20 protein-coding genes, 1 tRNA gene and 1 pseudogene are annotated in these 21,391 nt (G+C 38.8%); 16 read left to right on the top strand and 6 right to left on the bottom strand.

The features are described 5' to 3' along the window. Window positions 1–114 precede the first annotated feature (114 nt). Window positions 115–526, bottom strand: a pseudogene (locus tag B6258_RS07350) (tyrosine-type recombinase/integrase); the annotation flags it as partial. Window positions 527–691: 165 nt separating this feature from the next. Beyond that, window positions 692–768: transfer RNA gene (locus B6258_RS07345), tRNA-Arg, on the bottom strand. 190 nt (window positions 769–958) lie between these two features. Here B6258_RS07345 and folD point away from each other — a divergent pair. The 4 genes from folD (at window position 959) to B6258_RS07325 (ending at window position 4,321) form a co-directional block, all read left to right on the top strand. Continuing rightward, window positions 959–1,831 (top strand): bifunctional methylenetetrahydrofolate dehydrogenase/methenyltetrahydrofolate cyclohydrolase FolD, encoded by an 873-nt coding sequence (folD, locus tag B6258_RS07340; protein ID WP_099074709.1) that lies wholly within the window; start codon window positions 959–961, stop codon window positions 1,829–1,831. A 3-nt stretch (window positions 1,832–1,834) separates the two neighbouring features. After that, window positions 1,835–2,047, top strand: coding sequence for a ribosome-associated protein YbcJ (ybcJ, locus tag B6258_RS07335; protein WP_099074708.1), 213 nt, complete (start codon window positions 1,835–1,837; stop codon window positions 2,045–2,047). A 652-nt stretch (window positions 2,048–2,699) separates the two neighbouring features. Further along, the gene (gene fruK, locus B6258_RS07330) at window positions 2,700–3,641 is read left to right on the top strand and encodes a 1-phosphofructokinase (protein WP_099074707.1); all 942 of its coding nucleotides are present in this window, start codon (window positions 2,700–2,702) and stop codon (window positions 3,639–3,641) included. A 236-nt stretch (window positions 3,642–3,877) separates the two neighbouring features. Beyond that, the gene (locus B6258_RS07325) at window positions 3,878–4,321 is read left to right on the top strand and encodes a hypothetical protein (protein WP_099074706.1); all 444 of its coding nucleotides are present in this window, start codon (window positions 3,878–3,880) and stop codon (window positions 4,319–4,321) included. Window positions 4,322–4,409: 88 nt separating this feature from the next. On the opposite strand, the gene cysS is transcribed toward B6258_RS07325, so the two are convergent. Next, on the bottom strand, window positions 4,410–5,801 hold the full coding sequence (gene cysS / locus B6258_RS07320; protein WP_099074705.1) for a cysteine--tRNA ligase: 1,392 nt from the start codon (window positions 5,799–5,801) through the stop codon (window positions 4,410–4,412). A gap of 375 nt (window positions 5,802–6,176) precedes the next feature. Between cysS and ppiB the strand changes: the two genes are divergently transcribed. From ppiB to B6258_RS07285, 7 genes are all read left to right on the top strand, one after another. Next, entirely contained in the window at window positions 6,177–6,671 is a 495-nt protein-coding gene (ppiB, locus tag B6258_RS07315) for a peptidylprolyl isomerase B (protein ID WP_006533972.1), read from the top strand. Between the two features lie 12 nt (window positions 6,672–6,683). Further along, window positions 6,684–7,406 carry a UDP-2,3-diacylglucosamine diphosphatase gene (locus tag B6258_RS07310; protein ID WP_099074704.1) on the top strand — a complete coding sequence of 241 codons (723 nt, stop codon included), beginning with the start codon at window positions 6,684–6,686 and terminating at the stop codon, window positions 7,404–7,406. 133 nt (window positions 7,407–7,539) lie between these two features. Further along, a complete protein-coding gene (gene purE, locus B6258_RS07305) occupies window positions 7,540–8,061 on the top strand; it encodes a 5-(carboxyamino)imidazole ribonucleotide mutase (protein ID WP_099074703.1) in 522 nt (173 codons plus the stop codon). Further along, window positions 8,058–9,125, top strand: coding sequence for a 5-(carboxyamino)imidazole ribonucleotide synthase (gene purK, locus B6258_RS07300; RefSeq protein ID WP_099074702.1), 1,068 nt, complete (start codon window positions 8,058–8,060; stop codon window positions 9,123–9,125). Before purE ends, purK begins: the two co-directional genes overlap by 4 nt. Window positions 9,126–9,248: 123 nt before the next feature. Further along, entirely contained in the window at window positions 9,249–10,508 is a 1,260-nt protein-coding gene (locus B6258_RS07295; protein WP_099074701.1) for an MFS transporter, read from the top strand. Between the two features lie 67 nt (window positions 10,509–10,575). Continuing rightward, window positions 10,576–11,601 carry a mechanosensitive ion channel family protein gene (locus tag B6258_RS07290; protein WP_099074700.1) on the top strand — a complete coding sequence of 342 codons (1,026 nt, stop codon included), beginning with the start codon at window positions 10,576–10,578 and terminating at the stop codon, window positions 11,599–11,601. A 176-nt stretch (window positions 11,602–11,777) separates the two neighbouring features. Next, complete coding sequence (locus tag B6258_RS07285) at window positions 11,778–13,940, top strand: ornithine decarboxylase (RefSeq protein WP_099074699.1); 2,163 nt, start codon at window positions 11,778–11,780, stop codon at window positions 13,938–13,940. A gap of 95 nt (window positions 13,941–14,035) precedes the next feature. Here B6258_RS07285 and ybbP read toward each other — a convergent pair whose 3' ends face one another. Both ybbP and ybbA read right to left on the bottom strand, forming a co-directional pair. Beyond that, window positions 14,036–16,477, bottom strand: coding sequence for a putative ABC transporter permease subunit YbbP (gene ybbP, locus B6258_RS07280; RefSeq protein WP_099074698.1), 2,442 nt, complete (start codon window positions 16,475–16,477; stop codon window positions 14,036–14,038). Continuing rightward, entirely contained in the window at window positions 16,474–17,160 is a 687-nt protein-coding gene (ybbA, locus tag B6258_RS07275; protein WP_099074697.1) for a putative ABC transporter ATP-binding protein YbbA, read from the bottom strand. The genes ybbP and ybbA overlap by 4 nt, the downstream gene beginning before the upstream one ends. Between ybbA and tesA the strand changes: the two genes are divergently transcribed. From tesA to B6258_RS07250, 5 genes are all read left to right on the top strand, one after another. After that, a complete protein-coding gene (gene tesA / locus B6258_RS07270) occupies window positions 17,131–17,760 on the top strand; it encodes a multifunctional acyl-CoA thioesterase I/protease I/lysophospholipase L1 (RefSeq protein ID WP_099074696.1) in 630 nt (209 codons plus the stop codon). The two genes, ybbA and tesA, sit on opposite strands and share 30 nt — an antisense overlap. A 50-nt stretch (window positions 17,761–17,810) precedes the next feature. Beyond that, a complete protein-coding gene (locus tag B6258_RS07265) occupies window positions 17,811–18,596 on the top strand; it encodes an SDR family oxidoreductase (protein WP_099074695.1) in 786 nt (261 codons plus the stop codon). 84 nt (window positions 18,597–18,680) lie between these two features. Next, entirely contained in the window at window positions 18,681–19,538 is an 858-nt protein-coding gene (locus B6258_RS07260) for a co-chaperone YbbN (RefSeq protein ID WP_099074694.1), read from the top strand. Window positions 19,539–19,575: 37 nt separating this feature from the next. After that, window positions 19,576–20,499, top strand: coding sequence for an SPFH domain-containing protein (locus B6258_RS07255; RefSeq protein WP_099074693.1), 924 nt, complete (start codon window positions 19,576–19,578; stop codon window positions 20,497–20,499). Between the two features lie 2 nt (window positions 20,500–20,501). After that, entirely contained in the window at window positions 20,502–20,987 is a 486-nt protein-coding gene (locus tag B6258_RS07250; protein ID WP_099074692.1) for an NfeD family protein, read from the top strand. Here the strand turns inward: B6258_RS07250 and cueR are convergent. Continuing rightward, window positions 20,944–21,354 carry a Cu(I)-responsive transcriptional regulator gene (cueR, locus tag B6258_RS07245; RefSeq protein WP_099074691.1) on the bottom strand — a complete coding sequence of 137 codons (411 nt, stop codon included), beginning with the start codon at window positions 21,352–21,354 and terminating at the stop codon, window positions 20,944–20,946. The genes B6258_RS07250 and cueR overlap by 44 nt on opposite strands. Window positions 21,355–21,391: the final 37 nt, after the last annotated feature.

Below are 21,391 nucleotides of genomic sequence, written 5' to 3'. Positions count from 1 at the left end.
TTTAAAATTATAACAATAACGCTACGTTACATTATTTTTTCTTATAGAAGATCGCTATTTTTCATCAAGAAAAACATCACATATAAAAAACAAAATAAATCCCCCCCCGCTAACTTTACCAATATAAGGAAAGATATCTTTCTGGAAGGCTTCTAGTAAATCATCCGCATAACCTTTTGACCAATTCGGCTTTTTATAGTCATGCCATTCAAGCGTGATTTTTTCAAAGCTATTATTTACTTGAGATTCTTTCTCTCTCTTTTCTGCTTTCTTCACTAAAGATGGATCATCACCTAACGCAAATATGCGCTTGGCTTCTTCTCTCTTCGCCCTAGCTTGTGCGAGTGATATTGATGGGTATACACCTAAAGCCAGCCTTTTCTCTTTACCAGCATATCTATATTTCATACGCCAATACTTAGAACCATTCGGAGCAACTTCTAAATACATGCCCCCCTACGTCAGAAAGTTTATAAGCTTTCTCTTTTGGCTTGGAAGTCTCTACTTGTCTGGCTGTTAGCTTCATCTGGGGGCGCCAATTTTCATTGAACGGGATAATGCCCCCAATTATGCCCCCACATAGTTGTAGATTTCAATAGACGTAACTAGACCTTGAAATACTAGAAATTCTTGTAATAGCTGATTTTATAGGGGTTTTATGGACTATTGTAGACGTTGAAATACTTGAGAATGGTACGCCCTACAGGATTCGAACCTGTGACCTACGGCTTAGAAGGCCGTTGCTCTATCCAACTGAGCTAAGGGCGCCTAGAATAACTTTAGACGTCAGCAAGACTGCTGATAACGGGTGTGAATTATACGTTCAACATTCTGAGAGTCAACGCTTTTTCAACGATATCAAACTATATGGTCAAAATATGGCAAGTATTCGACTGACAGATTGCTCTTGATCTGACAAAATAGACCAATACCGTAATTGAATAATTTGGATGTATAGATGTCAGCAAGAATTATAGATGGGAAATCGATTGCGCAGACCATCAGAAGCGAAGTTGCAGAAAAAGTAAAACAACGTATTAATGCAGGAAAACGAGCGCCGGGTTTAGCTGTTATTTTAGTGGGTGATAACCCGGCATCGCAGATTTATGTTGGAAGTAAACGCCGCGCTTGTGAAGAAGTCGGCTTTATTTCTCGCTCTTATGATTTACCAGATACTACCAGTGAAGCTGATTTATTAAATCTGATCGACCAGCTTAACGAAGACAACACCATTGATGGTATCCTCGTTCAGCTCCCCTTACCTGCCGGAATTGATAATGTTAAGGTTTTAGAACGCATTCATCCTGATAAAGATGTCGATGGCTTTCACCCTTACAATATCGGCCGCCTATGTCAACGTGCACCTAAATTACGCCCTTGCACACCTCGCGGTATTGTCACGCTACTAGAGCGTTGTAATATTCCTATGAATGGCTTAAATGCCGTTATTATTGGTGCATCAAATATTGTTGGTCGCCCAATGAGCTTAGAGCTATTACTTGCGGGTTGTACAACAACAGTTACCCACCGTTTTACTAAAGATCTGCGTTTTCATGTTGAGCACGCGGATTTAGTCGTTGTGGCAGTAGGAAAACCTAACTTTATTCCTGGTGAATGGATTAAACCCGGTGCAATCGTGATTGATGTCGGTATAAACCGTCTTGAAAGTGGTAAAGTTGTCGGGGATGTTGATTTTGAAGCCGCATCTCAACGTGCAGGCTGGATTTCTCCCGTCCCTGGTGGTGTAGGTCCAATGACAGTCGCCACACTTATTCAAAATACTTTGCAAGCATGCGAAGAATATCACGACCCTGAAACAGGAAATAATTAATCGATGGAAACATTTCAATTAGATGGGCACGACTATGTCGAGCTTTGTGATTTATTAAAACTTCAAGGTTGGACTGAAAGCGGAGCAGCTGCTAAAAGTGTCATTGCTGAAGGTTTAGTGAGTGTTGACGGTGAAGTTGAAACCCGCAAACGCTGTAAAATTGTTGCTGGAAAAGTTGTCACCTTTGGTGAGTTTTCCGTTAACGTCAGCAAATAATCAGCAAGTTAATTAATATTGAAAAAGCGTCGCTATCTTAGCCTCGCTTTTTTTCTTTTTAATCCTTTTTTACCTTCAATACGCTTTTTCTCCCTCTTTCTTCTTATTTAATCATGTTAAAAAAAAAGAAAACAAGATAACCATTTGAATTAAAACAAAATCATAAAATTTATTTTAATATATTTAAATTTAGATCATCATTTTTAAGCTTATCTGTGGTTATAATCTCCTCTTGTAGTTCAGCAGATTGTACAATTTATAAAAAAATAGATAAAAAGAAGTGCCGTAAGTCATTATTTTATATATGGATAACACTTTTTAACCATTACTGTAAAACTTCAGCAACAAACCTTTTTATTGATACTTTTATCCGTTTATTCATGTTTAAATGCACTAAAGTGTGATTTAGATCTAATTTATTTCTACTTTCGTTAGGCAAAAGAACATTGCTTGTACTAAATTACAGGTTATAATTTGAAACGATTCAGCTTGGTGATACTATTTTAGTTGTTATTTTGTGATATTTAACTCTTTTTTGCCCTTTATCTAACAGGAGATTTTATGCTCGGCCTACCCACTCAAGGTGTCTCTGTTCTTGCTAAATTACAGCAAAAATCGATACCTGTTCTTTTATTTAAGGTAAGGAACTAGCATGAAACGCAGAGTAGCAACCATCACACTCAACCCTGCATATGATCTTGTTGGTTTAAGTAATCCTATTGAACTTGGTGAAGTTAATCGTGTTAAAACGGCTGGCTTCCATGCTGCGGGTAAAGGCATCAATGTGGCTAAGGTTTTAAAAAGCCTTGGCGTTGATGTGACTGTTGGGGGTTTTTTAGGCAAAGAAAACCAAGATGGATTCCAAAAAGAGTTTAGTGACTCCGGTATCGCTAACCGCTTTCAAATGGTTGAAGGCCGTACTCGTATTAATGTCAAACTCACAGAGCCTAATGGCAAAGTAACTGACTTCAATTTTTCTGGTTTTGAAATCACAAAACAAGACTGGACTCGCTTTGTTAACGACACGCTAAGTTGGGCGGGTCAATTTGATATGATTTGTGTCAGTGGCAGTGTTCCTCCTAGCGTTGATCTCAATGATTTCACTGCATGGATGACACGCTTACGTAGCGAATGTATGTGTTTGATCTTCGACAGTAGCCGAGATGCTTTTGTTGCAGGGTTAAAAGCCTCCCCTTGGCTTGTTAAACCTAACCATCATGAATTAGAGATTTGGGCAGGTAGACCTTTACCTGAGCTTTCTGATGTTGTGCAAGCAGCACAAGCATTACGTCAGCAAGGTATTGCTCATGTTGTGATTTCATTAGGTGAACAAGGTGCGATGTGGGTTAATGCATCGGGCGCATGGATGGCAAAACCCCCTAAATGTGATGTCGTCAGTACTGTCGGAGCTGGAGATTCAATGGTTGGTGGCTTAATTTATGGTTTAATGATGCGCCAAACCAGTGAACACACCTTACGTCTTGCTACTGCCGTTTCTGCACTTGCTGTGAGTCAAACCAATGTGGGTATTCATGATCGCGAGCAATTAGCAAAAATGATGGCAGAAGTAGAATTAACGCCTCTAAAATTATAAGTAATAACACTCAGTGGTAAATTGAATAATATTAAGTAGAATTACCACTGCCTCCATTAAATATATTAACGCTATGTTATAAAAAATAAAAAATAGAATCCCTTTAATAGAGAAATATTTTTTATTATTAAATCAAACTTTATTTTTTCTATTTATCCGATAAACTTCACTTTAATAAAAATTAATAAAGATATTCTAAAGCCAATAAAAACTTATTTCTGTTTTTAGGAGAAGTTATGGAAAGGCCCATAGTGCTTTTATGGATCCAAGTTATTTCAGTATTATTTTTAGGTGTGAGTCTATTTATATTAGTTGCTGGGGCACCGATTTATTTATTAGCAATGGCAATGGGAGGCGGCCAAACAATCCTAGTGGGATTGCTCATCATGCTGTGTCTAATTATAACGCTGATAATGCAAGTGACAGCATGGATAAAACTCGCTAAAAACAGTAGAAATGCTTACTCTTTTTTAAAAGTTTCATGGATATGTTTATCTATTTCGCTCTTTTTTATACTTAGTATCTCGATGTCATTAACGAGTATGTCTGAAGTTGGCTTTATTATTTTTTCTATTATCGTTATCTTAACGCATCGACTCTTTTTCTCTGAAAATGTAATTGCTTATTTTGAAGATAAACAAAAAGATAGCGAAAGAGAAACCAGTATTATTAGTCAATAAATTAATCATCAGACAAAAAATATCGGATATTACATATCCGATATTTTTATATTAAACACACATTAAGTGTAATTACTTAACTATTGAATTAATTATTACGACGCCAAACTGTTCCTTGAGGACCATCTTCTAAAACAATTCCCATCTCTGTTAATGCATCACGAGCAACATCAGCCGCTGCCCAATCTTTATTTTTACGCGCATCGTTACGCTGTTGGATTAATGACTCAATTTTTTCAACTTCACCAGCATCATCCGCTTTAGCGCCACTTTGTAAGAAGTACTCAGGCTCTTGTTCTAATAAACCTAATACTTTAGCAAGATTACGTAATACTGCGGCTAAGCCATTCGCTGCATCCATATCAACTGATTTTAGACGATTGACTTCACGCGCTAAATCAAACAAGACTGAATAGGCTTCTGGTGTATTGAAATCATCGTTCATTGCATCAATAAATTGCGCTTCAAACGCTTCGCCACCCACAGGCTGTGCATTGGCATCAGTGCCACGTAATGAAGTATAGAGGCGCTCTAATGCAGTACGAGCCTGTTTTAAGTTTTCTTCAGTGTAGTTAAGTTGACTACGATAATGACCTGATAATAAGAAGTAACGCACTGTTTCAGCATCGTAATAAGCCAATACATCACGAATAGTAAAAAAGTTATTCAGTGATTTAGACATTTTTTCTTTGTCTACCATCACCATACCAGAGTGCATCCAGTAATTAACGTAAGGGCCATCATGGGCACAAGTTGATTGTGCTATCTCATTTTCATGATGAGGGAACATTAAATCTGAACCACCACCATGGATATCAAAATGATGTCCTAACTCTTTGCCATTCATCGCAGAACATTCGATATGCCAACCAGGACGACCTTCTCCCCATGGAGATTTCCAACTTGGTTCACCCGGTTTAGACATTTTCCATAAAACGAAATCCATTGGGTTGCGTTTTACGTTAGCCACTTCAACTCGAGCACCCGCTTGTAGTTGCTCTAAATCTTGGCGAGAAAGTACGCCATAATCAGGATCAGTATCAATCGCAAACATCACATCGCCATTATCGGCAACGTAAGCATGTCCACGTTTAATTAGTGCTTCTGTTAATTCAATAATTTCAGCAATATGGTGTGTTGCGCGTGGCTCTGAATCAGGACGAGCAATATTTAATGCATCAAAATCTTTGTGCATTTCAGCTAACATTCGAGTGGTTAATTGCTCACATGTTTCATTGTTTTCAATCGCACGTTTGATGATTTTATCATCTACATCCGTTACATTACGAACATAGTTAACATCATATCCTAAGTAACGCAAATAACGGGTTATGGCATCAAAAGCCACAAATGTACGTCCATGACCAATATGGCATAAGTCATAAATAGTGATGCCACACACGTACATACCTATTTTTCCTGCATGGATAGGTTTAAATTCTTCTTTTTGGCGAGTGAGAGTATTAAAAATCTTTAGCATCAGTGGACGTTCCCGTTTTCAACTGTACGTGTTTATTACGTTTTTATATAAAAGAAAATAACAACTACTATAGCATGATATTAATTAGGATATTGGATCTTGAAGGTAAAGCAAACTCAAGATTAGGGTTTTTATTTTACTCTGCTTAGCGCTTATTTTCACTGTTCAATCATTGATAGTGAACAATCAAACTTCTACTATTTGGCTAAATTTTAGCGAAAAGTGTTTTTTCCTTTTATTACTGATCTATTTAGTAAGAAAAAGTAGAGCGAGAAAAAGATGCATACTGACTAAATTAGGCAACTGTGATATAAAAACGGGACTATTGTTTATGCCCAAATCTGGGTAAAGCTAAAATTATATTAGGATCTGAATATGGTTACTTTTCATACCAATTACGGCGATATCGTGATTAATACATTTGCAGACAAAGCACCTGCAACCGTAGAAAATTTTTTAGACTACTGTAAAGAAGGATTCTACGATAACACTATTTTCCACCGTGTCATCAATGGTTTTATGATCCAAGGTGGTGGTTTTGAACCAGGTATGAACCAAAAAGCGACTAAAGCACCGGTAAGAAACGAAGCTAACAATGGCCTAGCAAACAACCGCGGTACATTAGCAATGGCTCGTACGAACGATCCACATTCAGCTACTGCTCAATTCTTTATCAACGTTGCAGACAACGATTTCTTAAACTTCCGTGCTGAAAACGCAAATGGTTGGGGATATTGTGTCTTTGCTGAAGTTGTTGAAGGCATGGATGTTGTTGATAAAATTAAAGCGGTTTCTACAGGTCGTAGCGGTTTCCACCAAGATGTTCCTCGTGAAGATATCGTCATTAAAAGTGTAACGGTTAGCGAATAAGCATCACTTTTTATGTGTACGCTTTTTATTGCAGACCTGCATTTAAGTGAACATGAACCGGCAATCACTGCCGGTTTTCTTCGCTTTTTAAAAGAACAAGCTATTCATGCAAAAGCACTTTATATCTTAGGTGATTTTTTTGATTTTTGGATAGGTGACGATGATCCCAATCCTTTACATCAACAGATTGCTCAAGCTCTGATGACGCTAAAAAATGCAGGGGTACCTTGCTATTTTATTCATGGAAATCGTGATTTTTTAATTGGCTCTCGTTTTGCAAAAGAGAGTGGGATCACCTTACTTTCACAAGAAAAAGTGCTTGAAATTGAAAACAACCGCATCTTAATTTTGCATGGTGATACACTTTGTACGGATGATGAAGCGTATCAACGTTACCGTAAAAAAGTACATAATAAATTTATTCAGCGCTTATTTTTACTACTGCCTCTCTTTATTCGACTGCGTATCGCCGACAAAATGCGCTCACGCAGCCAGCACGAAAATCAATATAAATCTGATGAGATAATGGATGTTAATCCACAAGCTGTGATTGATACTTTTAAGAAATTCAATACACAGTGGATGATCCATGGCCATACACACCGTCCGGCAGTTCATACTGTCGATATTGAAGGAAAAATACATTATCGTGGTGTATTAGGTGCTTGGCATACTGAAGGTTCTATGTTTAAAGTGACGGCTGAAAAAATAGAACTGATCCATTTCCCCTTTTAAGTTGATCCGCTTATTTCCCCTATAAAAGCCATTTTTTTCTTTACGCAAACGTTTTCCTATACGTATTAGCGTGATACTATCATGCTCAGTTTATTAGGCTATATCCGTTTATGCTTACAGGAGCAGTTAAGTAATGTCTTCTCAAGTTGGTCTAAATACCGCCTTCGCTCGTATCGCCATTGTAATGGGTTCTAAAAGTGACTGGGCAACAATGTCTCATGCTGCTGATGTACTAGACGCACTACAACTTCCTTATCATGTTGAGATTGTCTCTGCACACCGTACCCCTGATAAGCTATTTAGCTTTGCAGAACAGGCAAAAAGTAATGGCTTTGATGTCATTATTGCAGGAGCAGGCGGTGCTGCCCATTTACCGGGTATGCTTGCAGCAAAAACACTCGTTCCTGTATTAGGTGTTCCTGTTCAAAGTGCAGCATTAAGCGGTGTCGATAGCCTTTACTCTATTGTACAAATGCCAAAAGGTATTCCTGTGGGAACATTAGCGATTGGTAAAGCAGGCGCCGCTAATGCTGCTTTATTAGCTGCCCAAATTTTAGCATTACACTCTCCTGCTATTTTTGAAGCACTAACAGCATGGCGCACAGCACAAACTGACGATGTATTAAATCATCCGGATCCAAGGGAGGCACTATGAAGCCAGTTTGTGTTCTTGGAAATGGTCAATTAGGGCGAATGCTAAGACAAGCTGGTGAGCCTTTAGGCATTGCGGTTTATCCAGTAGGATTAGATGCCGAACCAGAAGCTGTCCCCTATCAAAAAAGTATCATCACAGCTGAAATTGAACGCTGGCCTGAAACTGCACTCACCAAAGAGTTAGAACGTCATACTAACTTTGTCAACCGTGATATTTTTCCATTGCTTGCTGATAGATTGCCTCAAAAACAACTTCTCGATGAACTGGGATTAGCAACAGCACCTTGGCAACCATTAACGTCACCAACACAATGGCCTAATATCTTCGCTCAACTGGGTGATTTTATTATTGTAAAGCGACGTGTTGGGGGTTATGACGGTCGTGGTCAATGGCGCATTCATCCCGGTGAAGAACAACAATTGCCTGCCGAAATTTATGGTGAATGTATTGTTGAGCAAGGTATTCCTTTTTCAGGTGAAGTGTCATTAGTGGGTGCACGAGATAGTGGCGGAAACTGTGTTTTCTACCCTTTAACTCACAATCTTCATCAAGATGGCATTTTACGCATGAGTGTTGCATTGCCAACCCCAGAGTCAGAATTACAACAATCAGCAGAAAAAATGCTGACCGCCATCCTTAATCAGCTCAATTATGTTGGTGTAATGGCGATGGAGTGTTTTATTGTTGGTAATAAATTACTTATCAATGAATTAGCCCCTCGTGTTCATAACAGTGGCCATTGGACACAAAATGGTGCCTCAATTAGCCAGTTTGAATTACACCTACGTGCAATTTTAGATTTACCTATGCCAAAACCTGAGGTTTGCCAACCGGCAGTAATGGTTAATTTGATTGGTACTGCTGTCAATCCTCAATGGCTTTCATTGCCATTAGTTCATTTACATTGGTATGAAAAAGAAGTTCGCCCTGTTCGCAAAGTGGGTCATCTCAATATTGTTCATCGCGATAATCACCCCCTGAAAGAGACACTCAAATCATTAAGCTTAATGCTTGATGACGCCTATCAGACCCCTATCAAATGGGCTTTAGAAAAATTAAGCTAGCAGTCCGACTCATAAAGTTAGAGAATAATAGCCTTTAAACGAACAGACCTCAGATAAAGAGGTCTGTTATTCGCTATTTTCTCCTGATTATTCAGGTTACTGCACCCATTTTCTGGAGTCAGGATGCAAGTCACGCAACAGGTTTTTGGGCCCGTTTATCAGTGGAGTATGCTGATATTATTGGGCTTTGTGTATTTTTTAGCTACCGCAACCACATTTACTTCTTTAGGTGTTGTTCTTCCTAGTATGATAAACGAGCTAGAGTGGAACTGGACTCAAGCAGGTCTAGGCTTTACGTTATTAGGATTAACCTGCGGTCTTGCGAGTTTTTTACCTACATTACTGATCCGTAAATTAAGTGTTCGTCTTACACTACTGATTGGATTGATCATTTTTGTCAGTGGTTTCTATTTTCTTTATGAGACATACACCATTGCACGTTATTTTCTGGGTACTGCACTGTTAGGTATAGGCTTTACGCTATTGGCTACCGTACCCGGTACTTATGTTATTTCCCGCTTATTTGAAAAACAGTCCTTTGCCTTTGGTGTCTATTTTACCATTGGTGGATTAGGGGGCGTTGCTGGGCCTTGGATCTACTTTTTAGCAACCCATTTATGGCATACATGGCGAATGCACTGGCTTATTTCAGCGATCACACTCACAGTCGTTACTCTTCTCACCATTTTATTTTTACGTGAAGGTAGTAAAGAGCAAGAACACGCAAAAAAAATTAGCCAACTTCAAACCACAAAACGTATTTATCAAACAAAAGAAATTTGGACAGCTCGTCATGCTTTAAGAACATGGCAATTTTATGTTATTGCTGCGACTTATACGGCCTTTTTATGGTGTGGGATCACGGTTAATAGCTTTGCTGTTGCCCATATTATTGAAAATGGTTTTGGTGAAACTATCGCCGCAACACTATTAAGTAGTATGGCATTTATCAATGCTTTCTCGCGCTTAGCTGGTGGAGCGATTGGTGAATGGTTAGAACCTAAAAAATTACTTATCGCAAGCTTAAGTATTATTATCATTGGGTTGCTCGCGCTAAGTATGGCTAATTCTTGGGTTTATCTGATCTTATTTACGGTTTGTGTCGGTATCGGTTATGGCATGACGTTCTTAGCATCTAGTATATTGCTTGCTAACTATTTTGGTCGCTCCCCTTACCTTGAGCTATTTTCAGTGATGAATTTAATTTCAACACTGGCTTGTTTAGCACCATTCTTTGCTGGGGCAATCAAAGATATTTCAGGTAGTTTTACACCTGCATTCTTGATTTTAACCCTACCTGTTTTACTGATTTTAGCAGTCACTCTATTTATGAAACCACCGGTTTATCCTAAATTCCAGCACGCAAGTGAACAGGAAAAATAACCATTTTATAAGCAAGATAGCGAGCTTCGTATTATAAAAACGCATTTTCTAAGGAGACGTTAAGCTGATGAATGATGCATTAATAATAAAATACTCAATAGGTGTTGGCATTGCTTTAGCCTGTTTTGTGGGTTTTGTCATCGTATCTCTTTTTCATGACAAAAAGAAAAAACGGCGCAGAAATATTATTATTCATATCAGCCAAGCTATCTTGCTTTGTAGTTTAGTGTTTATTTTAAGCCAATATTGTGAAATGGCTGTGGTCGATTTTAATCTCCATTTTATCTCATTTAGGATGATTAATTTCTTCACCTATGTCGGCATTGCATTAATCTTAATGAGAAAAGTTTTCTTACTGATTAACCGACTAGAAAAAGCGCAAATTAAAAAGGGCAGTGATCCTACTTCTGCTCGTATTATTTCTCGCATATTCAAAATCACTTTATTTGTCATTATCATTTTATTGTTTGGTGAGCATTTTGGTATGAGCTTATCCGGCTTAATGACATTTGGAGGATTAGGTGGTATTGCCATTGGCATGGCAAGTAAAGATGTATTAAGCAATCTTTTCTCTGGTGTCATGCTCTATTTCGATCGTCCTTTTAATATTGGTGATTGGGTACGTTCTCCCGACCGTAATATTGAAGGCACCGTTGTCGAAATTGGCTGGCGTATTACCAAAATTATTACGTTTGATCATCGACCACTTTATATTCCTAACTCCATTTTTTCCTCAATTAGCGTGGAAAATCCGGGAAGAATGACGAATAGACGGATCCAAACTGAAATTGGCTTACGTTATGAAGATTCAGATAAAATTGGTGTTATCGTTGAAGATATTCGTACCATGCTAATGCAAAATGACAAAATCGATACACAACAAACATTATTAGTCTATTTTAATCAATTTGCAGACTCTTCACTCAATATCATGGTGTATTGTTTTACGAAAACAACAGTATGGGCACAGTGGCTTGAAGCTCAACAAGAAGTCTATTTAAAGATGATTGAGATTGTGCATAAACATGGTGCTGATTTTGCGTTTCCATCTCAAACGATCTATATCGAAAAACCTTCTCCAATTACACAATAATAGAAAATGGATAAGTTTATTTCCTCATAGACTTATCCATTAACCCACGCATTAAAATGGTGTTTTATGCATTTAAAACGCATAAATAACCTTGATTGTCTTTTAATTTATTTCAATCGCATTCACAACCAAGTATATTGTTCGCCAATTCTTTTATTGATAAAAACGCGAGTATAATGAAAAAAATGAAGTTGGCGTGTCACCCGACTCTTTCACACTATTTTTATTGTGAACGTCCGATTGTTGATATTGTTGATGCAAATTTAACGCAAGTATCAGCAGTCGTGTTGTCATTATCAGATATTGAGTCTGGCGAATTAGATCGCATTCATCAAACAGGCTTTCAACTACCCGTATTTATTGCTGTTGATCTCAATGATGCAATCAGTGCTGAATTGCTTAATCAGGTTTCAGGGATTGTAATTACAGACAAAAATGCACATCAAAAAAATAGTACGTTAATTAATAAAGCGGCACAGCAATATGAAGAGAGTCTGACCACACCCTTTTTTTCACGCTTAGTGAATTATGTTGCCGAAAAGAACGTCGCTTTTGATTGCCCTGGACATCAAGGTGGGGAGTTTTTCCGTCGTCATCCTGCCGGCGAACAATTTTATCAATATTTTGGTGCGAATCTATTTCGAGCGGATCTCTGTAATGCTGATGTGGAAATGGGTGATTTGCTTATTCATGAAGGTGCGCCTTATGATGCCCAAACTTTTGCAGCGCAAGTGTTTAATGCCGATAAAACCTATTTTGTTTTAAATGGAACATCCTCTTCTAATAAAGTTGCCTTAAATGCCTTATTAGCGCCAAATGATTTAGTGTTATTTGATAGAAATAACCATAAATCCAATCATCATGGTGCGCTAATTCAAGCAGGAGCAACACCTATTTATTTAGAAACAGCTCGCAATCCCTTTGGTTTTATTGGTGGTATTGATGCTCATTGCTTTGAAGAGCGCTATTTACGCCAACAAATTGCAGAAATTACACCAGAACGCCAATTTGATAAACGCCCTTTTCGTTTAGCTGTTATTCAGCTAGGCACTTATGACGGTACAATTTACAACGCAAGGCAAGTGGTCGATAAAATTGGTCATCTTTGTGATTACATTTTATTTGATTCTGCATGGGTGGGTTATGAACAATTCATTCCAATGATGAAACAGTGTTCGCCTTTGTTACTAACGCTTAATGAAGATGATCCTGGTATTCTCGTTACTCAATCCGTTCATAAGCAATTAGCGGGATTTTCACAAACCTCACAGATACATAAAAAAGATGCTCACCTTAAAGGGCAATCACGTTATGTTAATCATAAACGTATGAATAATGCTTTTATGATGCATGCATCCACCAGCCCATTTTATCCCCTTTTTGCGGCTCTTGATGTCAATGCCAAAATGCATTCTGGCAAAAGTGGTGAAGCAATGTGGATGAGTTGCGTAAAGCAAGGTATTGAAGCCCGTAAATCATTACTAACGCAATGCCAGTTTATTAAGCCATTTATCCCTGAAGTCGTTGATGGACTTGCTTGGCAAGATCACGACACGGATGAAATCGCTCACGATCAGCGTTTTTTCAATTTTATTCCTAATGATAATTGGCACTCATTTGAAGGTTACGCCACCAATCAATACTTTGTTGATCCTTGCAAATTAATGCTTACAACGCCGGGGATCGATCCTCATACAGGGGAATATGGATCTTTTGGTGTGCCTGCATCTATTTTGGCAAATTATCTACGTGAACATGGTGTTATCCCTGAAAAAAGTGATCTCAATTCAATCTTATTTTTGCTAACTCCCGCCGAGCATCAAGCAAAGTTTGATCGCTTAATCTCTTTGATTGTTCAATTTGAAAAGTACTTAGTTGAAGATGTGCCATTAGAACAAATATTACCTTCTATTTATCGTCGCTATCCATCTCGTTATCAGAGTTACACATTGCGTCAACTCTGTCAGGAAATGCATGATATTTGTGTCACATACAATATCAAGTTACTGCAAAAACAAATGTTTAGAAAAAGTCATTTTCCTAAGCGAGCACTAAGTCCGCAACAAGCTAATATTGAGTTTGTTCGTGGTAATGTTGAATTTTTACCTTTAAATAAATTAGCTGGCCGAATTGCAGCTGAAGGTGCTTTACCTTATCCGCCGGGTGTTTTATGTGCTGTACCCGGTGAAGTTTGGGGTGGTGCTGTTTTACGTTATTTTCAGGCGCTTGAAGTCACTATTAATCAACTTCCAGGCTTTTCAACTGAACTTCAAGGGGTTTATATTTGTGATGAACATGATGGCAGTAAGCAAATTTATGCTTATGTTATAAAAGAATAATAGTCTCATCTTTCCCCATAAAAAAATGCTGATGTTTAATTGAACTGACATCAGCATTTTATTTAACTTCGTTTATAAGCCTTATTTTATTTCAACTATTCGCCTTGAATTCGTCGATATTGCCCTTTATCTTGCAACAGCCTAACACCCAAAATACTGCCACATAATGAAAGTAATAATGCCGCAACAATAGGTACAGTGATCCACATTCCCCATTGTGGTTGCCAAGGGAAATTAAACACCGATATTTGTAATAGGCTTAATGCGACTTCAGCACCAATCGCCGCAGCAAATCCCGCCATTAAACCTAATAATGCAAATTCAGCCCAAAGAGTCCGTCTTAATAATGATTTACCTGCGCCTAATGTTCGATACACCACCAGCTCAATACGTCGTTGTGTCATTCCTACCTGAATTTGAGCAACTAACAATAACGCACCACAGATCATGACTAATCCAACCATAATCTCTAATGCTCGACTGACTTGCTGTAAGATTTGTTGAACTTGCTGAATTAATGCACCTGTATCTAGCACACTCACAGTTGGAAATTGTCGATTAAGTGCCGTAATTAACGCGCCCTCGCCATTGTAATAAAAGCTACTCATCCATTTTTCTGGCTGATTACTTAATCCTTCTTCAGAGAAGATAAAGAAGAAATTAGGACGCATATTTTCCCAATCAACATGACGAATACTCGTCACAATGGACTTAAATTCACGAGTATCACCGACAAAGGTTAATTCATCACCCAATTTTATTTCGAGTTGTTTTGCAACGCCTTGATCAAGAGAAACACCATTACCGACAGGTGGCCAAGTTCCTTCAACAATGACGTTATCTTTAGGTAATTCACTGTGCCACGTTAAGTTAAGCTCTCGGCGAACCGTGTTATTGCCTGCATCACGTTTATCTGCCCACTCTTTGGCATTATGCTCATTAATCTGTGTTAAGCGCGCTAATACCACTGGGAATGCATCCGTAGGTTCAACCTTATATTGTGCCAATAAAGTATTAATTTCTTGAACTTGAGGTGCAGACATATTGATTAGAAAATAGTTAGGACTCTCTTCTGGTAACTGCTTTTGCCATTTTTCAAGTAAATCACCTTGAATAAGGACTAAAAGCGTTAACAACATAAATGAAAGTGCAAATGCGGCAAGCTGAGTCATCGTTTGAAAAGGTTGTCGCAATAAGCGAGTTACGGCTAAACGCGCACTGAGTTGGCGAAATTTAAACTGCTTTAATACCCATAATCCTAACCAGCCAATTATTCCAAGTAAAAAAGCAATAACAACAACACCAAATAAAATTGACCAGAGTAAGACGCCTGTTCCTGCAAAAAGCGTTAAAGCACCGACAATAATTAAACCCACTATCGGTAAATAATAACGAAGAGGCCATATAGGTGCCGTAGTATCACTTCTTAATACTCGCGAAGGTTGTGTTGCCATTAATTGATAGTAAGGCCTTAATCCTGTTAATAAAGCAATTAACAGTAAAGAGCCCACAGACCATATCCATGGCAAAAAGCTCGCTTCAGGCAAACTTTTAGGTAAGACTGGCGCTAAAATTTGTAGCAGTATTGCCTCAAAAACAAGCCCTACTAATGAACCAACAACAATAGCACCAATGAGGATCACTCCCCATTGCCCAACGATCCACTTTCTTAATGCACGTTTATCTGCACCTAGCGTTTTTAATACTGCAATTAAGGTATGACGACTACGACAATAATGAGCCATGGAAACGGCAACTGCCGATATAGCAAGCAATAGCGTTAATAGTGCGGAAAGCAAAAGAAAGTTTTTCGCACGCTCCATGGATTGTGAAAGCGCGCCACTATCTTGTTTTAAACTATTCCAACGTTGATCGGGTTTTAAGAGTGGGTCGAAGCGTTGCTGATAGCTATCAATGACGGATTCACTACCTGCAAACATATAGCGATAAGTCAGGCGACTTCCGGGTTGCACTGCTCCAGTTGCTTCAACATCATCAAGACTAATTAAAATACGGGGGGCGATTTGAAAAGGATTAAACCCGCTGTCTGGCTCTTGAATTAATACACCACTAATCGTAAATGAGGCATCGCCTACATCAATTTTATCACCGACTTTTATATCAAGTAATTCAAGTAATCTGGCACCAACAAGCGCAGTGCCTTTTTCAGGTTTTAGCCCTGCAGGCTCTGTTTCTAACTCGCCATACAGTGGATATAATTTATCTGCCGCTTTCACCAATGCAAGCTGAGGTATATCGCCTTCTGGAGCATAAGACATCGTGGTAAATTGCATTTGGCGACTGAGAGTTAACCCATCTTTCTTCGCCTCTGTAAGCCAGTTTTCATCAACGGGATAAGATGCACGTAAGACTAAATCGCCAGCAATTAAATCACGACTTTGAGCATAAATGCTTTTATCAATGCGATCACCTATACGCCCTAAAGCCAGCACACAAGCAACCGCAAGCGCTAAAGAAAGCCAAACAATTAATAGTGAGGGAGAGCGCCATTCACGCCAAAACCAACGCCAAATCATGACTCCTCCTTAAGCTGTCCATCTACTAATCGTAATCGTCTTTGGCAACGAGCAGCCAACTCGTTGTCATGAGTCACTAAAATCAAGGTTGTTGCATTATCTCGGTTAAGAGAGAACAACAAGTCAGCAATTTTATCGCCTGTTTTACGGTCTAGATTCCCTGTTGGCTCATCAGCAAAAAGAATGGCTGGCTGAGTACAAAATGCTCTTGCTAATGCAACACGTTGTTGCTCACCGCCAGAAAGTTGTGCTGGCATATGGTATAAACGTTCGCCTAATCCTAACAGCTTAAGTAAATCAACTGCACGCGCATGACTCTGCTTTTCTGACTCGCCTTTTAATAATGCGGGCAACTGCACATTTTCGAGCGCATTCAATGTTGGGATCAACATAAATGATTGAAAAACAAATCCAACATGCTGAGCTCGCAACTTGGCACGTTCTTCTTCATTCATTTTTGTGAGATCTTCTCCCATTAAATGCACACTGCCAGAGCTGCCATCATCTAATCCAGCAATGATCCCTAGCAAAGTCGATTTACCCGATCCTGACTCACCAATTAACGCAATTGTTTGTGCAGGCTCGACAACTAACTCAACACCCTGCAATATAGAGATCTGACTATCACCCTGTCCTACTTGTTTGGTTAACTGATGAACTTCAAGAACCTTTTCCGTCGACATACATTTTTCCTTATCGTTATGATGATGTTTAGCTTTAAGGCAATTGCTGCTGATACCTTTTTAATCTTTGGTGACAGCTTGAGTGCTGGATATCGTCTTCCGATTGAAACTGCATGGCCACAACGCCTTGCTGATAAATGGAAAACAACCTACCCTGAAATTAATGTTGTTAATGCAAGCATTAGTGGTGAAACTGCCTTTCAGGGACAAAATAGGCTTCCTGATTTATTAAAACAGCATCAACCTCGTTGGGTTTTAATTGAATTAGGTGCAAATGATGGCTTACAGGGATACCCTGTTGCACAAACAAAGGAGGCATTACAAAACATCATTACACAAGTAAAAGATGCCGGTGCAACGCCACTTTTTATGCAAATAATGATTTCACCTAATTACGGTAAACGTTATACACAATCATTTTCAGCGATCTATCCAAAACTTGCTGAAGATAATGCGCTTTCTCTGCTTCCTTTTTATATGGAGCAAATCGCGGATAAGCCTGAGTGGATGCAAAATGACAGCATACACCCCAATGAAGATGCTCAGCCTTTTATTGCGCAGTGGATGGATGAAACATTATCCCCTTACTTAACACGTTAGACTATTCTGACAGTAGTTGACGTAGATTAAACGAGATTAATTGTAAAATTATGCAAAAAACGGTATTGATTACAGGAAGTTCCAGTGGAATAGGGCTTTGTGCGGCAAAAGCACTAAAGAAAAGAGGTTATCGAGTCCTTGCTGCTTGCCGTAAAGGTGAAGACCTTGAACACATGGAAACTCTGGGATTAGAACCTATTCATCTTGATCTTGATGACCCAAAGAGTGTTGAAAATGCGGCACTAGAGGTTATTCGCCTAACAAGCGGTCGTTTATATGGATTATTTAATAATGGTGGGTTTGGTGTTTATGGTTCCTTAGATGCCATTACTCGCCAACAAATGGAAAAACAGTTTTCTACTAACTTTTTTGGTTTACATCAGCTTACTACATTACTTCTACCCGCAATGTTACCGCATGGTGAAGGCAGAATTATTCAAACTAGCTCTGTAATGGGGATTATCTCAACACCCGGTCGAGGTGCTTATGCTGCCAGTAAATATGCAGTAGAAGCGTGGTCTGATGCACTAAGAATGGAAATAGCGCATACAGGTGTTAAAGTGAGTTTAATAGAGCCGGGCCCAATTCGAACTTGTTTCACTGAGAATGTCGCTCAAGCCGAAAAAGATAAACCTGTAAAAAATCCGGGGATTGCGAGTCGTTTCACATTAACGCCTGAAGATGTCGTGAAAAAGCTTATTCATGCTTTAGAAAGCCCAAAACCTAAGATACGTTATCCCGTAACCTTATTAACTTACGCTGTCAGAATACTAAAACGTTTTCTACCTGATGCTTTAATGGATGCTATTCTTAGTCGCCAGAGTGACAAGGCTTGATTTTTGCGGTTTCACCCTTACTTATTAATGAAATAGCTTTATAAATCGCATCTATATTTAACACTCTCAAAAAGGGAAAATTTAATGTTAGCAACTGCACATATTGTTGATGTAAATGAATCAAATATTCAACAAGTTATAGAACAATCCATGACTAAACCGGTCATGATGTATTTCTATTCAGAACGTAGCCCTCATTGTGCAGAGCTTGGTGCAACATTAGATAAATTGGCAGCCGAATTTGCTGATCAATTTATTTTGGCTAAATTGGATTGTGATGTTGAACAAATGATTGCCTCACAATTTGGTTTACGTGCGATCCCAACTGTTTATATTTTGCAAGAAGGTCGCCCAGTTGATGGTTTCCAAGGCCCTCAACCTGAAGAAGCAATTCGCCAAGTATTAGCCAATGTATTACCAAAACCAGAAGCGTTAAAAGCGGCACAAGCAGCACAATTACTTTCTGAAGGAAAAACGGAGGAAGCTTTACCTCTGCTTAAAGAAGCTCATCAACTTGCCCCTAAAAACAGTGAAATTACGCTTGCGCTAGCGGGCGCTTTAATTTCTTTAAATAAAAATGAAGAAGCTCAAACTCTGTTAATTACTATCCCATTACAAGATCAAGACAGTTACTATCATAGTTTGTTAGCGCAAATTGAATTACAAAAACAGGCTGCTGATACACCTGAAATTCAACAATTACAAAACGATTTTAATCAACATCCTGAAAATACCGATCTTGCCATTCAACTTGCACTAAAATTACATGAAGTTGCTCGTAATGAAGAGGCGTTAGAGTTGCTATTTCGTTTTATCAAAAAAGATCTAAATGCAGGTGATGGGCAAGTTAAGAAAACCCTGATGGATATTCTATCCGCCTTAGGCACTAATGATAATTTAGCGTCTAAATATCGTCGTATGGTGTATTCTTTACTTTATTAATTTCACTTTCTTATTAAAGCAGACTTAGGACAGGCATATGGAAATAGTCATTGGTATTATCATCTTATTCGCTATTATTTTAGTTTTATGCGGTGTTAAAACCGTTCCACAAGGTTATCAGTGGACTGTCGAACGTTTTGGTCGTTACACTCGTACTCTGTCTCCGGGACTCCAAATTCTCGTACCATTTGTTGATCGTATTGGTCGCCGTATCAATATGATGGAACAAGTGCTTGATATCCCTTCTCAGGAAGTCATTTCTCGTGATAACGCCAACGTCAGCATCGATGCAGTCTGCTTTATTCAAGTCATCGACCCTGTAAAAGCCGCGTATGAAGTTAATAATCTTGAACTTGCTATTATTAACTTAACATTGACGAATATCCGTACAGTATTAGGCTCAATGGAACTTGATGAAATCCTTTCTCAACGCGACCAAATCAACAGTCGCCTTTTACTTATTGTTGATGATGCAACAAACCCTTGGGGTATCAAAATTACCCGTATTGAAATTCGTGATGTCCGCCCACCAAAAGAATTGATTTCTGCAATGAATGCGCAGATGAAAGCTGAACGTACTAAACGTGCTGACATTCTTGAAGCTGAAGGTATTCGTCAAGCCGCTATCTTAAAAGCTGAAGGTGAAAAACAAGGACAAATACTGAAGGCTGAAGGTGAGCGTCAATCTGCATTCTTACAAGCAGAAGCCCGTGAACGTGCGGCAGAAGCAGAAGCCAGAGCAACACAAATGGTATCTGAGGCTATTGCAAAAGGTGATATGCAAGCCATTAACTACTTTGTTGCGCAAAAATATACTGATGCGCTGTCTCAAATTGGTTCAGCGAATAACAGTAAAGTTATTATGATGCCATTAGAGGCAAGTAATCTCATGGGTGCGATTGGCGGTATTTCTGAATTACTCAATACCAAAAAAAGTGACGCTGGCAACAAGAGCAATTAATTATGATTGAATGGATTAGTGCTCAACCTGCACTTTTCTGGCTTTGTCTTGGTGGCTTGCTGTTAATTACAGAAATGTTAGGAACGGCAGGATACCTTTTATGGTCAGGAATGGCGGCTCTGTGTGTATCGTTGATCACATGGATATTGCCTATTAACTGGCCTATTCAAGGTATTTTATTTGCGATATTAACGGTTATTAGTGCTGTACTTTGGCACCTTTGGCTTAAACGCAGAAAACTATCAAAAGAAGCTGAAAACTTAAATCAGAAAACGCATCAACTGATTGGTATTCATGCAGTTTTGTTATCAGATACTGAAAATGGCTTTAGTCGCGTAAAATTAGCTGATGGCAGTTGGCGTGTTTATTCAGACACGCCATTACTTGCTGGCGATAAGGTAATAGTAACTGCAATTGATGGTATTACCTTACAAGTGATTACGCTTAAACCGACTGTTTCTGATGACAACACCCTGACAAATGATTAATGATTGGGCAATCTGCACCATCATCACCAGGGCATTCGCTGGCTAATAAAAGTAATCGCTGGCGAATGGCATTAAGCTCATTAATTGTTTTCTCAATTTCAGCCACTTTTTTTAAGGTGGCTTCTTTCACATCAGCACTATGACGAGAAGGATTTCTTAACAACATCAACAAAGCCCTGCACTCTTCTAAATTAAATCCCACCTCTCGTGCTTGTCGTAATAAAGTTAACTCCTCAATATGTTGAGCCTGATAATAACGATAGCCGTTTTCACCTCTTCCCGGTGGTGTTATCAAGTCTTTTTCTTCATAAAACCGAATAGCTTTAGCCGTTAATCCTGTTTTACTTGCGATTTCACTAATATTCAAAATTCCCCCTTGACCTTCCCCTTGCGGAAAGGTTTAG

The organism is Proteus alimentorum (assembly GCF_002607735.1).
In the GTDB taxonomy this organism is placed as follows: Bacteria; Pseudomonadota; Gammaproteobacteria; order Enterobacterales; family Enterobacteriaceae; genus Proteus; species Proteus alimentorum.
The sequence above is the reverse complement of the archived record's forward strand: the minus strand, read 5'-3'. Positions and strand labels throughout refer to the sequence as shown.